Source organism: Methylophilus sp. DMC16 (assembly GCF_056314045.1).
Genome location: NZ_JBQUZC010000001.1, coordinates 727713 through 740946 on the forward strand (window position 1 = coordinate 727713; position 13234 = coordinate 740946).

General features: G+C 53.5%; 11 protein-coding genes. 7 read left to right on the forward strand and 4 right to left on the reverse strand.

Features of this window, described 5'->3' with window-relative positions; genetic code table 11:
- Positions 1-9: 9 nt before the first annotated feature.
- Genes ACT53D_RS03615 through ACT53D_RS03625 form a run of 3 tightly spaced genes read left to right on the forward strand, consistent with a single transcriptional unit; the run spans position 10 to position 4139 of the window.
- A complete protein-coding gene (locus ACT53D_RS03615; RefSeq protein ID WP_476154517.1) occupies positions 10-1713 on the forward strand; it encodes a glycoside hydrolase family 57 protein in 1704 nt (567 codons plus the stop codon).
- 28 nt (positions 1714-1741) lie between these two features.
- The gene (malQ, locus tag ACT53D_RS03620) at positions 1742-3199 is read left to right on the forward strand and encodes a 4-alpha-glucanotransferase (RefSeq protein ID WP_194747708.1); all 1458 of its coding nucleotides are present in this window, start codon (positions 1742-1744) and stop codon (positions 3197-3199) included.
- Positions 3192-4139, forward strand: coding sequence for an ROK family protein (locus ACT53D_RS03625; RefSeq protein WP_476154519.1), 948 nt, complete (start codon positions 3192-3194; stop codon positions 4137-4139). The genes malQ and ACT53D_RS03625 overlap by 8 nt, the downstream gene beginning before the upstream one ends.
- Here the strand turns inward: ACT53D_RS03625 and queG are convergent.
- Positions 4131-5243 (reverse strand): tRNA epoxyqueuosine(34) reductase QueG, encoded by a 1113-nt coding sequence (gene queG / locus ACT53D_RS03630; protein ID WP_476154521.1) that lies wholly within the window; start codon positions 5241-5243, stop codon positions 4131-4133. The two genes, ACT53D_RS03625 and queG, sit on opposite strands and share 9 nt — an antisense overlap.
- On the opposite strand from queG, the gene tsaE reads away from it, so the two are divergent.
- Entirely contained in the window at positions 5242-5700 is a 459-nt protein-coding gene (gene tsaE, locus ACT53D_RS03635) for a tRNA (adenosine(37)-N6)-threonylcarbamoyltransferase complex ATPase subunit type 1 TsaE (RefSeq protein ID WP_194747702.1), read from the forward strand. The two genes, queG and tsaE, sit on opposite strands and share 2 nt — an antisense overlap.
- Positions 5691-7016, forward strand: coding sequence for an N-acetylmuramoyl-L-alanine amidase (locus tag ACT53D_RS03640; protein WP_476154523.1), 1326 nt, complete (start codon positions 5691-5693; stop codon positions 7014-7016). The genes tsaE and ACT53D_RS03640 overlap by 10 nt, the downstream gene beginning before the upstream one ends.
- A gap of 95 nt (positions 7017-7111) precedes the next feature.
- On the opposite strand, the gene ACT53D_RS03645 is transcribed toward ACT53D_RS03640, so the two are convergent.
- Entirely contained in the window at positions 7112-8635 is a 1524-nt protein-coding gene (locus ACT53D_RS03645; RefSeq protein WP_476154525.1) for a helicase-related protein, read from the reverse strand.
- A gap of 34 nt (positions 8636-8669) precedes the next feature.
- Here ACT53D_RS03645 and mutL point away from each other — a divergent pair, with 34 nt between their 5' ends.
- On the forward strand, positions 8670-10559 hold the full coding sequence (mutL, locus tag ACT53D_RS03650; RefSeq protein WP_476154527.1) for a DNA mismatch repair endonuclease MutL: 1890 nt from the start codon (positions 8670-8672) through the stop codon (positions 10557-10559).
- A gap of 33 nt (positions 10560-10592) precedes the next feature.
- Here the strand turns inward: mutL and dinB are convergent, their stop codons facing one another.
- Together dinB and ACT53D_RS03660 are read right to left on the reverse strand one after the other, a co-directional pair.
- Positions 10593-11750: a DNA polymerase IV gene (gene dinB, locus ACT53D_RS03655; protein ID WP_476154529.1), complete on the reverse strand. Its 1158-nt coding sequence runs from the start codon at positions 11748-11750 to the stop codon at positions 10593-10595.
- A 408-nt stretch (positions 11751-12158) separates the two neighbouring features.
- Positions 12159-12644 carry an ester cyclase gene (locus ACT53D_RS03660; RefSeq protein WP_194747692.1) on the reverse strand — a complete coding sequence of 162 codons (486 nt, stop codon included), beginning with the start codon at positions 12642-12644 and terminating at the stop codon, positions 12159-12161.
- Positions 12645-12790: 146 nt separating this feature from the next.
- Here ACT53D_RS03660 and ACT53D_RS03665 point away from each other — a divergent pair, with 146 nt between their 5' ends.
- Complete coding sequence (locus tag ACT53D_RS03665) at positions 12791-13234, forward strand: winged helix-turn-helix transcriptional regulator (RefSeq protein ID WP_476154531.1); 444 nt, start codon at positions 12791-12793, stop codon at positions 13232-13234.

Here is a 13234-nt window from a genome sequence, read left to right on the forward strand (position 1 = left end):
GGTTGAAGGATGTCCGATAAAAAGTTGCTCTTAAATTTATATTGGCACATGCACCAACCGGATTACCGTGATCTGGTGACAGGCGAGTTTGTGCTGCCATGGACGTATTTGCATGCGCTCAAGGATTACAGTGATATGGCCTTTCACCTGGAGCAAAATCCAAACGCCAGGGTAACCTTCAATTTTGTACCTATTCTGGTGGAGCAGCTCGAAGATTATGCTGAGCAGTCACGGTCCGGACAGTGGCGCGACCCATTACTGCGTTTGCTGGCAAATCCCAATCTGGAAAACATCACTGATGAAGAGTGTCGCCTGATTGTGGACAGCTGTTTTAAGGCACACCATGAAAAAATGTTGAGTCCTTTTCCGCATTATCAGCGCTTGCTTAAGCTGTATGAACTGGTGGCGCCTATTATGCAAAACGGCCAGTTTCATTATCTCTCGGCGCAATATAAAGCGGACTTGCTGGTCTGGTACCACCTGGCATGGACGGGGGAGAGCTTGCGCCGCAAAAACAAAACCGTGCAAACCCTGATGCAAAAAGGCGTGCTGTTTACCCTGGAAGACAGGCAAGCGCTGTTAGCCGTGATCAGCGAGACCTTGCAAGGCATTTTGCCGCGCTATCAGGCCTTGCTGAAAAAAGGCCGCATTGAAATGACCACCACGCCTTACTACCATCCCATCTTGCCATTGCTCATTGATTTGGAAAGTGCGCGTGACGCCATGCCCGATGCGCCGTTGCCGCAGTCAGCCACCTATCCAGACGGTTATCCGCGTGCGATCGCTCATGTGCAGGCGGCACAGCGCTATCATGAAAAAATATTTGGTCAGCCCGCCAATGGTATGTGGCCTGCTGAAGGCGCGGTCTCGCATCCTGCACTGTCGTTGCTGGCAGAGCAGGGCGTGGCCTGGGCAGCCACTGGCCAGGGTGTGCTTGCCAACAGCTTGCGTAAACTTGGGCTGCCGCACGACACGCCAGCGCAATACCTGTATCAGCCTTATAAGATCACCAATGGTCAGCAGGATATTGTGTGCTTTTTCCGTGACGACCATCTGTCTGACAAAATTGGTTTTGAGTATTCCAAGCAATACGCAAGCGAAGCGGTGCATGACTTTATTCAGTCGCTGGAGCATATCCTGGCCAACAGTGAAGAGACGCCGGTGGTTAGCGTGATTCTGGATGGCGAGAATGCCTGGGAATACTATCCATACAACGGTTATTATTTCTTGCACGAGCTCTATCAGGCGCTGGCGCAGCATCCGGATATCCAGATGACGACTTTTAGCGATATTCTCGCCTTGCAGCAGAAACAAGCATTGCCAGCGCCACGCTTGCTGGATGATATTTGCGCCGGGAGTTGGGTCTATGGCACCTTTAGTACCTGGATTGGGGAGCCGGCCAAAAACCGTGCCTGGGATCTGTTATGCGAAGCCAAGCGGCATTATGATCAACAGATACACCAACTTTCAGCCGAACAGAAACAAAAATGCCAGCAGCAATTGGCCCTGTGCGAAGGCTCGGACTGGTTCTGGTGGTTTGGCGATTACAACAGCGCCCAAAGCGTACAAAGTTTTGACCAACTCTATCGCCGTAATTTGAGCAACCTGTACAAATTACTTGGCCTGACAGCCCCTGCACATTTGTTACAACCCATCAGTCTGGGCGGTGGCGATGCCGAAAATGCAGGCACCATGCGCCGGGGCAACGCCTGATTCTTTCAACTGATTTGAATGCCAATCCATGACGCAACATAGACAAGCGGGTGTGCTGATGCACATCACTTCATTGCCTGAGGGCAATCTCGGCCCAGAGGCCTATCGTTTTGTAGACACCCTGGTCAAAATGGGCGTATCGGTGTGGCAGACCTTGCCGGTCAACCAGCCACATGGAGACCAGTCGCCCTATCAAAGTGTCTCCGCGCATGCAGGACATAGCGGCATGATCAGCGCGCAGCAATTACAGCTTGATGGCTGGTGTCTGCCCAATGAGCTCACGCTGAGTTTGCCTGCATTGATGGCTAAAGTCATGGCGCGCGTGCAGTCCGGCAGCGCCCCCACACATGGCGAAGGCCATGGCCTGTCCTGGTCCGGGTTTGCGAGATTCTGTCAGACGCAGCAATACTGGCTGGAAGATTTTGCCTTGTTTGGCTGCTTGCGTGAGCAGCACCATAATCAAAGCTGGCAGCAATGGCCACAAGCTTACCGCAAGCATGATCCACAAGCCTTGCAAGCTTATCGGGTCACGCACCAGGAGCCGTTGACGCTGATTAAATTTACGCAGTATGTGTTTTTTCAGCAATGGGCGCAGCTCAAGCGTTACGCCAATCAGCGCGGCATTCGCTTGTTTGGCGATATCCCGATTTTTGTCGCTTACGACAGTGCCGATGTCTGGGCGCATCCCGCATGGTTCAAGCTGGATGACACCCTGAACATGACCGTCGTAGCGGGTGTGCCGCCAGACTATTTCTCTGAAACCGGACAACGCTGGGGGAATCCGCATTACGACTGGCTGGCCATGCAAAAAGATGGGTTTTCATGGTGGCTGGGGCGTATCGATACGCAGGCACAGCTGTTTGATGTGCTACGGATTGATCACTTCAGGGGCTTGCAGGCCGCTTGGGAAATCCCCGCAGAAGAGCCCACTGCCATTAACGGGACTTGGCAAGAGGCGCCAGGTGAAGCGCTGTTAAACGCCATCACCGAGACCTTCCCGGAGCTGAGTCTGGTGGCTGAGGACTTGGGCATTATCACCGCAGAGGTGGATGCCTTGCGCCATGGATTCGACTTGCCTGGCATGAAAATTTTACAGTTTGCGTTTGGTGGCGGTGAAGACAATCCTTACTTGCCAGAAAACATAGAACAAAACAGCGTCGCTTATACCGGCACGCATGATAACGATACCACCCTGGGCTGGTACCTCACCGCGCCAGAGCATGTGCGTAATCATTTACATGATTACCTGAATCAACATCCTCCGCAAATGCCCGCCGCCCTGATTAAACTGACCCTGGAGAGCCAGGCCAAGCTGGCAATTATCCCCATGCAAGACATTCTCGCGCTGGATAGCCAGGCGCGCATGAACACGCCAGGCACCATAGAAGGCAACTGGTGCTGGCGCATGCAATGGTCGCAACTGAGTGAAGAGAAGTTATTGTCTTTTAGACACAGTGTTGAAGAAAGTGGCCGCTTCCATGCGTGATGTGACTCCGGTTTATCGTTTGGGTCTGGATGTGGGCGGGACCAATCTGCGTTTAGGTGTGTTTTCTGATCTGCGCCTGATTGAAGAAACGCGTTTTGAGGCAAACTATTCTGCCATTTGCAAGCAGCACTCGCCAGCACAGGCCTGGCAAAAGATTATTGCGGTTACGGCAGAAGCCATCCAGCCCTTGCTTGAAAAATATCCGACGATTCAGAGTATAGGCATTGGTTTTCCCGGCTTTATTGATCCGCACACGGGCATCCTGGCGCAATCGCCCAATTTACCGGGCTTGTTGAACGTGAATCTTGGCCACGATCTGGGTGCCCGGCTTGGTTTCAATATCCGGGTCGAGAACGATGCCAATGCTGCAGCCTTTGGGGAATTTAGCCTGCTTGGTCAGCCTGCTGGTGGCTTGCTGTATCTGGGCCTGGGCACCGGAGTGGGTGCCGGCTTGGTCGTGAATGGTCATGTTTGGGCCGGGCAGCATGGTTATGCGCTCGAGGCCGGGCATATTATTGTGGAGCATCAAGGCCGCTTGTGTGGCTGTGGTAACCGAGGTTGCGTCGAGCAATATGCTTCTGCCACCGGCATCAGCAAAGGCTATGCCGAGTTGACTGGCCAGACAAGGAGTGCTTTGGAGATTGCGCTGGCTGCGGAGCAGGGTGATGAACATGCGCGCGCAGTCTACGCGGATGCCGGACGCAAACTGGCGCAAATGCTGGCGAGTGTACTCAAGGTGGTTGATGTTGGCACCGTTTTGGTTGGCGGTGGCGTGGTTGCCGCATGGTCGCTGATGTCTGAGGCGTTTTATCAACGGCTAGAAGCTGACTTGATCCCGGTACTCAGAGGCAAGATCGTGGTTCATCTATCTCGTTCTGGCGATATTGCGGGCATGTTGGGTGCCGCCTTGCTGGCCGAGTCCACCACCCGCTCAGCATAACCCTTCATGCGCGTGCGCCTGGTGTTGCGCCAGTGCCCAGGCCACATGCTCCCGCACCAAGGCATTTTCATCCTGTGCCCGTGACTTCAGTGCTGCAATCACCGCCATCGACGTCGGCGCATTACCCAAGCCGACGGCAATATTGCGCAGCCACTGCGTGTAGCCTATGCGGTAGATCGCGCTCCCCGCCATTTTTTGCTGAAATTCAGCTTCGGTCCAGCCAAAACAGGTCACCAGGCTCAAGCTGTCGAGTCCATGCCGTACCGCAAAGTCGGGCTCTGAGGTCTTGACGGCAAATTTGTTCCACGGGCAGGTTAGCTGGCAATCGTCACAGCCATACACCCGGTTGCCCATCAGTGGCCTTAACTCCTCGGGAATGCTGCCTTGATGTTCTATGGTGAGGTAAGAGATACAGCGGCGGGCGTCTAGTTCGTAAGGTGCAACGATGGCAGCGGTCGGGCAGACATCAATACACGCAGTGCAACTGCCACAATGTGCTGAGATGGGCGGGTCCACGGGTAGCGGCAGGTTGGTATAAATTTCCCCCAGAAAAAACCATGATCCCTGCTGGCGATTGAGTAGCAGCGTATGTTTGCCGCGCCAGCCCACACCCGCTTTGGTCGCCAGTGCTACCTCCATCACCGGCGCACTGTCCGCAAATACACGGTATTCAAAACTGCCAAAGGTCTCGGTGATGCGGGTACACAATTGCTGCAATTTTTGCCGCATCACTTTATGGTAATCGCGCCCCATGGCATAGCGGGCGACATAAGCCTGCTCAGGGCTCTCCAGCACCTGCCAGCCGTCGGCTGCATCTGCGGGCAAATAATTGAGGTTGACCGAGATCACGCGCAAGGTGCCAGGCACCAATTCTGCCGGACGGGTTCGCTTGGTCCCATGTTTTGCCATATAATCCATGTCGCCGTGGTATTGTTTGTCCAGCCACTTTAAAAATTCAGGCTCCGCGGCAGACAAGTCGGTATCGGTAATGCCGATATTGCCAAACCCCAGTTCTCGCGCCCAGCCCTTGATGGTCGCTGCCATTTGCGCAGCGACATGAACATCAGGCAGTTGAAGCGGGACGGGATGTGATTGATGTGACATGACAGAAACGTATTCTACACAGATTTTAAAAGACGAAGCAGCGACCGTGCATGCCGCAAGCGTGCTGGCAAAGCAATTGCAGCCTGGGCAGGTCATTTACCTGCACGGTGATCTGGGGGCCGGTAAAACCACGCTGGTGCGCGGCATGCTGCATGCCTTGGGGCATGTCGGCAAAGTGAAAAGCCCCACCTATACGCTGGTTGAACCCTATATGCTGCCATTCGCCACGTGCTATCACTTTGATCTTTACCGCTTTCAGGATGCAGAAGAGTGGGAAGCTGCCGGCTTCCGCGATTATTTCAACCCTGCCAGTGTTTGTCTGGTCGAGTGGCCTGAGCGTGCAGCCGAGCTATTGCCTGTCGCAGACATCGAGATTCGCTTTGATATCCTGCCGCACGGCCGCGTGCTGCACATCACTAGTCAGCAGGCGCTGGCCTTGGAAACACTATGCCAGTAAAGCGTAAGCATTGCCTGGGCTGGCTATTGCCAGTCCTGTTATTCATTCTGAGTCAGGCCGCACATGCCGCTGAAGTCATCCTGGCCAATTTGCAGCAGCAAGGCGGTCAGGCGCATGTCGAGCTTTTGCTCGACCAGCAAGTCAAATACCGTGTCTTTACGCTGGATAATCCATTCCGCGTGGTGATTGATATGGACGGTGTTGCCATCAGTCCAACCCTGAAAGCGCTCGCGCTGCAGTTGGATGCCCAACATCCTTACCTGTCTAAAATCCGCATTGCGCCGTTTACCGAGAAAACGGCGCGTATCGTTTTTGACATCAAATCTGATATCAAACCGCAGGTCACCGATATGAATGCGGGCAGCTCGCAACAACGCTTGGCCATCAGCATAGGCCCTGCGAGTGGTCCTGTCGAGTCAGCCATGGCGAGCCCGGTACTGACACCTTCCCGGCAATTGCAAGAAGTGCCACGTCAAGACGACAAACCCGCTGAAAAAGCAGCCGAGCCCACACCAGACAATGCCAATGCAACGGTGGAAAAGTCTGCCGAAAAACCGGCGGACAAAGTGACTGACAAGCCGGTTGAAAAACCACTCAAACAGGCAAAACCTGGCCAAAAACTCATTACCATTGCCGTCGATGCCGGTCACGGCGGTGAAGATCCTGGTGCACGCGGTTCCAATGGCAGCCACGAAAAGAACATTACTCTGGCCATTGCGCGCAAGCTCAAGCAACAGATCGATGCCGAAGAAAACATGCAAGCGATCCTGATCCGCGATGGCGATTATTTCGTGCCACTGGGAGACCGTGTCAAAAAAGCACGCGCGGCCAAGGCCGACTTGTTTATTTCCATCCATGCCGACTCGTTTGTGAACAGCACCGCCAAAGGGTCTTCTGTGTTTGCCCTGTCTGAGCGTGGCGCCACCAGTGCCGGCGCCCGCTACCTGGCGAAAAAGGAAAACGCGGTAGACTTGATTGGTGGTGTGGCGATTGATACCCGCGATATGGACCTGGCAAGAACCTTACTCGATTTGTCGCAAACCGCCACTATTCACGACAGTATCCGCATGGGTAAAGCCGTGCTGGGCCGCATCGCTAAAATCAATACGCTCCATTCCAAGTATGTTGAACAAGCGGCGTTTGCAGTGCTTAAATCACCGGATATCCCTTCGATTCTGGTCGAGACGGCGTTTATCAGCAATCCTGAAGAAGAAGCCAGGTTGAATGATGATGCTTATCAGGATAAGTTGGTGAATGCGATTTTGTCTGGCGTGAAGTCATATATTGCGACCAATCCTTCCTTCGCTAAAAAATAAGTGTTATTTACTTGGTTCAAAAGTCATTCGATGATCGGACTTATTTTTGCCTACAGGCGAAAAGGACGCCGGAAGTGCGCTTGGTAAAAAATTTGTTAAAAGTATTGCCCTAATTCCGCCTCTCGCTGCGTCTTGCCATAGCCCGCCTGAACTCTCAACGCCCGACCAATAAAACCATTGAGCTTTTTCCTGGCGTCATCAATCAATGCGCTATCCGCAAAGATGCGTGGATATTGATACGATAACCAGCTATACAAGCTCAAATGCTGGCATATGAGTTCGGCCTGCTCCAGATATTGCGCCTGTTGGCCATTCAGCCATTCTGGCATTTGCGGCAATGACCTGGCTTGTTGCGTAGCGACGGCTTGTACGCATTGCAAAAAATAGTCCCGTGCAATCGGCACCTGGATCGCGAGCGGGGCGCACATCAAGCGGTATTTGTCCCGCATGCAGAGTTGCGGTGCGGTTTGGTCTATCAGCATGGCTTGCTGGTGTTGCAGGCTTGTCACTTGCCACTGCAAGACATGCTGGCCGGGTGACCTGGCATATTGCTTGTGCAGGTACTCCATGCATTCGGCCAGTCGCCAGGTAGGGATGCGTAAACTCAGCGCTTCAATATCCCCGCCACCAACCGCAATCGGCAGGGCAAACGGTGGCACCGTGTCATCGGCGTCTAACATGGCCTGTAAATGCCATTGCTCGTCGTCTTCCAGGACGGTGACATAGCCCGTGTCATACAAGCCATGGCGTCCGGCCCGACCGGCGATCTGGCGCATTTCGGTGGCGTTGAGCGGCCGCGAGGCGATGCCGTCAAATTTATGGATATTGGCAAAAATCACGCGGCGAATCGGCAGGTTGAGCCCCATGCCTATGGCATCTGTGGCGACCAGGATGTGCGCCTCGCCGCTGGCAAAACGTGCAGACTCGACGCGGCGGACTTCAGGTGAAAGACCGCCATAGATGGTGGCGACGGACAGCCCCCATTGGCGGATACGCGCAGCCAGTGTCAGCACATCTTTGCGGCTAAAGGCGATGATGGCATCACCGGTTTGCAGGGCTTTGCGTAGTTTGGCGGCGTGGTAGCGTGCACCGCAAATACTATGTTCTTCGATCAGCAACGGTGTCATGCGCTGTAAATGAGTGAGAGTGTAGGGCTCGTTGAGCGCATCTAGCACCCGGGTACAGCTGCTGGTGACGCTGTTGGCCCCGCAGATAAATACTTGTTTTGCCGGGACCCCGACCAGTGCCGCCGTCCATGCACTGCCACGGTCAGGGTCCATCAGCATCTGGATTTCATCAATCACTGCGACGTCTACGGCGCGGTCTGGCCGCAGCATTTCGATGGTGGAGGCGGTGTGTCTGGCACCGGGCACCATGACACGTTCTTCGCCAGTCACCAGATTGCAAGGGACGCCCGCCTGCATCAGCCGGTCGCGGACCTCCATTGCCAGCAGACGTAACGGCGCGAGATAAACGCCAGACTCAGCCTGGCGCAGGGTTTCGAGTGCCTGATAGGTTTTGCCTGAGTTGGTGGGCCCGACATAAAAATGATGTTGGCGACCCAGCTGGCGGGCGAGGGTAAAGCGAGATAAATACGCCTGAAATTCTTGTGAGAACATACAGTCATTCTACCAAACGGTTTAAAATGCCAAGATGCAAATTAAACTTCTCCCCGATCAACTGATTTCTCAAATTGCCGCCGGTGAGGTGGTTGAGCGCCCAGCCTCCGCCCTGAAAGAGCTGCTTGAAAACAGTGTGGATGCAGGCAGCACGCAGATTCAGGTAGCCTTGCAACAAGGCGGTATCAAGCTGTTGAAAGTCACCGACAATGGTCACGGGATTGCCAAGGATGAATTGGCCCTGGCGCTGACACGGCATGCCACTAGCAAGATTGAGAGCCTTGAAGATCTCGAACAAGTTGGCAGCCTGGGTTTCAGGGGCGAGGCATTGGCCAGTATCGCCTCTATCTCGCGTACTGTGCTCACCAGCCGTCAGCAAAGCGCCAGCCATGCCTGGCAAATCGCCACAGAAGGCACGCAAGCGCCGCAGCTGAGCCCGGCTGCGCTGGATGCAGGCACCATTGTTGAGGTGCATGATTTGTACTTTAATACCCCGGCGCGGCGCAAGTTTCTCAAAACCGAAAATACCGAGTTTGGCCATTGTGAAGATGCCTTTACCCGCGTCGCCCTGTCGCGTCCGAATATCGGGTTTTTGTTGCAACACAATGGCAAAGCCATTAGCCGCTTGGCGGCCAATACCCCGCAGCAACGCATCACAGATGTGTTAGGGAGCGAATTTGCTGCACAAAGTCTCTGGATAGAAGAGAATAGCGGTGGCTTGCGCCTGTGGGGGATGACCGCTTCGCCCACTTACCAGCGCCACAGCCGCGATAGCCAATATGTGTTTGTGAATGGCCGGTTTGTGCGCGACAAGCTGATTGCGCACGCCATCAAGCAAGCCTATCAGGATGTGTTGCACGGCGATAAACATCCGGCCTTTGTGCTGTTTCTTGAGCTGGATCCCTCCCTGGTCGATGTCAACGTGCATCCCGCCAAAACCGAAGTCCGCTTCCGCGAATCGCAAGCGGTACACCGCTTTATTTTTCATAGCCTGCACAAGGCCCTGGGTAAAACCTCCGCCGAGATACAAGCCAGCCAGCCCGTGCAAGCGCCTTTTAATCCCTTCCGCCCAGGCACGGATGCCTCTGTGTTTAGCATGCCACGCGAACAGGTGGAAATGCCACTGCACAATCGCCCGGTCTTTGGCGGCAGCTACCCCCCCAATATCAGCAACGGGGGTGACATGGCGCAGCAGTTTTATGGTCAACTTTACGGCGACTTAAAACCGGCCGCGATGGATCAAGCGACCATCCTTGAAAGTAATTCTTTAGAGGTGTTTGCTACGGTGGCGGCCTTGGATCAGCCGATACAACCCACGCCAGATCTGCCGCAACAATACCCGTTGGGGTTTGCGCTGGGGCAGTTGCATGGGATTTATATCCTTGCCCAAAACGCCCAAGGCATGGTGGTGGTCGATATGCACGCCGCGCATGAGCGCATCATGTACGAGCGCCTGAAAAATGCCCTGAGCGAGCAGGCCATCGCAACTCAGCCGTTGCTGATCCCCATCAGTTTTTATGCCGAAAAAGTTGAAGTTGCCACGCTGCAATCCTTGCAAGGCAGCGACACATTACAGCAACTGGGCTTTGAGTTGGCTACCTTGTCACCCACCACGATTGCCATTCGTGCCATCCCCACCATGCTGCAAGATGCCGATGCCGTCGCGTTGGCCCGTGCTGTATTACGCGACTTACACGAATATGGCGCCAGCCGCGTGCTGCTAGAACGCCAAAACGAAGTACTGGGTACCATGGCCTGCCACGCTGCCGTTCGTGCTAACCGGCAACTGACCATTACTGAAATGAACGCCTTGTTGCGTGATATGGAAGCGACTGAAAGAAGCGGGCAGTGCAATCACGGCAGACCCACCTGGTTTCAGGTGAGTTTGGCCGATTTGGACAAGATGTTTATGCGGGGGCAGTAGCCGTCTAGCCCCGAGTTTAAACGCGTGTGCGTCTTACTCGTCAAAGTCTAGGGTAAATTGCGCTGAATCTGTTTGGTCTATACGATCAGCACGCAGCAGACCGCTGACTTTAACGCCTAACAATCTTATCCTCTTGTCTAAATCTATCCTTTTCAGGCATTTTCCAGCAAAAAGCCGTAACGATTTCGCATCGCTGATCGCCGTGGACAATGTCAGGTCGCGCGTGACCGTTTTAAAGTCCTCAAAACGCAGCTTGATCCCGACCTTGCAGCAGGTATAGCCTTTCTTTTGCAGATCGTTGGCGACACGTTCACATAAGCGGGTAAATGCCTCGCTCAGTGCTGGTTTGTCTCTCACCGGATGCAAGTTGCGTTCGAAAGTGGTCTCCCTGCTCATGGAGACCGGGACGCTTTCTGTCACGACCGGTCTGTCGTCCTGCCCGCGAGAAACACGGTATAACCACCGGCCATAGCGATTGCCAAAATGTTGAACAAGCCAGGCTTCGCTCATAGCTGCGATTTGGCCTATGGTCTTAATCTGCAACGATTCGAGTTTTGCACTGGCTTTGGGACCAATGCCATTGATCTTTTTTGCCGCCATCGGCCAGATGCGGCTGGGGACATCTGACATCGTGATGACCGTGATGCCATCTGGCTTTTGCATTTCAGAGCATAACTTTGCCAATAGTTTATTGGGGGCGATCCCGACAGAACAGGTCAGGCCGGTGGCCGCAAATACGGCCGATTTCAGCTGTTGTGCAATCTCGGTGGCGTCTCCTGGCAGCGTTGAAACATCGGCGTAGACTTCATCGATCCCAATATTCTCCACCTGCGGGCTGATGCTACGAATCGCTGCTTTGAACAACTGCGAGTAATGGCGATAGAGTTCGAAGTTGACCGGTAGCAAGACCGCATCGGGCGCGAGTTTGGCTGCCTGCATGGTGGGCATGGCCGAGTTCAAGCCTAGCGCCCGCGCTTCGTAGGTGGCTGTGGTCAACACGCCGCGCCCTGCGTAATCACGCAAGCGCGAGAATTCGCGTGTACCATCTTCTCTGATCCTCGGCACATGTGAGGAGCCACCGGCCACCACCATGGGCAAGCCTTTCAACTCCGGGTAGCGTGACAATTCGCAAGATGCAAAAAAAGCATCCATATCAATATGTGCGATGCGTCTGTGCTCTTGATCTGACATGTCCGGCACTCACTAATTGATCAGCAGATTAACAATCAGAGATTTACGCATAAAATGAAGTATCAAGGATGGCAGCCAAAGAGATAGAGGAGATTGCAAAGCCGGATTATCCCACGAGAGTACTTAAAAACAATTCTTGTCCAAGAGTGCTTTTTTAAACGGCTTCTACAATCACCATCGCTTTATCCGCTATGAAAACCCCCATAAAAAATAGCCCACTTGTGCGGCCTATTCATTCCGTTTCTCGGTAATGATTGTGTTGCATGCGTTTTTTCAACAGCGATGTACTGATTGATTAATACCGCGGTTGGATCATATAGTTTAAATCGCTTTAAGCAGTGCGGTAGCGGATATTGCTGTAGGCGCAAAAAAGGCCTATCTTGGATAGGCCTTTTTAATCGGTGAAAGTTACTGAATAACGCCTAGTTGTTTGAACAAGCCATAAGCATCCAGCACATCCCAGTGCTCGGCCAGTTTACCGTTCTCGATCCTGAAAATATCCACGGCGTAAATACTGTAGTGCTTGCCTGTAGCCGGGATGCCTAACCAGTCGCCTTTTTGTGTCCCTGAATACACGCCATACGCCCAAACGGTATCCCCTTCGGCGACCAGCTTTTCCAGTTGATAGTGCCAGTCTGGTACAGCTTTAAACCAGGCACTAAAAAACTGCTCGAAGCCAGTCAGGCCTTGTGGCACGAGCGGGTTGTGTTGAATATAGCCTGGCTGCATGAAGTTGGGCAGTTGGCTAAGGTCTTTTTTCACAAAGACGGCAGTGGCAAAGTCTGCCAGCAGTTGTTTGTTTTGTTGCGTTTGGTCTTGTGCCATGGTGAGGGTTCCTTTGGTTAACAGGGTGGTGAATAGCAAGGTGGTGAGCAGCGATTTGAATAGATGCATATGGCTTCCTTAAGTGAGTTGAAAATGCTTGCGTGCTATAGGTGTTGCGCATCATAATTTCAATAGTTACTTTTAGTAAGTAGGCACCTTAAAGTAACTTATGCACTTGTCACTCACTTGAACGTCTTAGATACCGAGGGAAAGCCATGCTGGAAGAGATAGAACAACCGTTGCAGATTGTCAGTAGCTGGAATGCGTATCAGGCAGCGTGCCCGACACGTTTGATGTTGAACCGGATAGCAGATAAGTGGACGGTGCTGGTATTGGGGTTGCTGGAGAATGAAACCAAGCGGTTTAGCACCTTGCAGCGCGAGATTGGTGGAATTTCACAAAAGATGCTGACACAAACATTGCGTGGGTTGGAGCGGGACGGGCTGATTGCGCGTACGGTGTATCCTGAGGTGCCGCCAAGAGTGGAGTACAAGATGACCCCGCTGGGGAACACGCTGGTGGGCCTGCTAGCCGCATTGCGGGACTGGTCTGAGACGCATATGAATGAGGTGTTGCAAGCGCAACATGATTATGATCAGGCGCAGCAGGCAGCCTCCAATCCCGAGGGTGCCTCTGGTGTGAGGGTGGTACGTTTTTGA

What these genes read in the sequence shown, in the direction of transcription:
- tsaE (WP_194747702.1), top strand. Translation starts at nt 5,242, where the DNA reads ATGACAGAAACGTATTCTACACAGATTTTAAAAGACGAAGCAGCGACC.
- mutL (WP_476154527.1), top strand. Translation starts at nt 8,670, where the DNA reads ATGCAAATTAAACTTCTCCCCGATCAACTGATTTCTCAAATTGCCGCC.
- malQ (WP_194747708.1), top strand. Translation starts at nt 1,742, where the DNA reads ATGACGCAACATAGACAAGCGGGTGTGCTGATGCACATCACTTCATTG.
- ACT53D_RS03645 (WP_476154525.1), bottom strand. Translation starts at nt 8,635, where the DNA reads ATGTTCTCACAAGAATTTCAGGCGTATTTATCTCGCTTTACCCTCGCC.
- ACT53D_RS03615 (WP_476154517.1), top strand. Translation starts at nt 10, where the DNA reads ATGTCCGATAAAAAGTTGCTCTTAAATTTATATTGGCACATGCACCAA.
- ACT53D_RS03640 (WP_476154523.1), top strand. Translation starts at nt 5,691, where the DNA reads ATGCCAGTAAAGCGTAAGCATTGCCTGGGCTGGCTATTGCCAGTCCTG.
- ACT53D_RS03625 (WP_476154519.1), top strand. Translation starts at nt 3,192, where the DNA reads ATGCGTGATGTGACTCCGGTTTATCGTTTGGGTCTGGATGTGGGCGGG.
- queG (WP_476154521.1), bottom strand. Translation starts at nt 5,243, where the DNA reads ATGTCACATCAATCACATCCCGTCCCGCTTCAACTGCCTGATGTTCAT.
- dinB (WP_476154529.1), bottom strand. Translation starts at nt 11,750, where the DNA reads ATGTCAGATCAAGAGCACAGACGCATCGCACATATTGATATGGATGCT.
- ACT53D_RS03665 (WP_476154531.1), top strand. Translation starts at nt 12,791, where the DNA reads ATGCTGGAAGAGATAGAACAACCGTTGCAGATTGTCAGTAGCTGGAAT.
- ACT53D_RS03660 (WP_194747692.1), bottom strand. Translation starts at nt 12,644, where the DNA reads ATGCATCTATTCAAATCGCTGCTCACCACCTTGCTATTCACCACCCTG.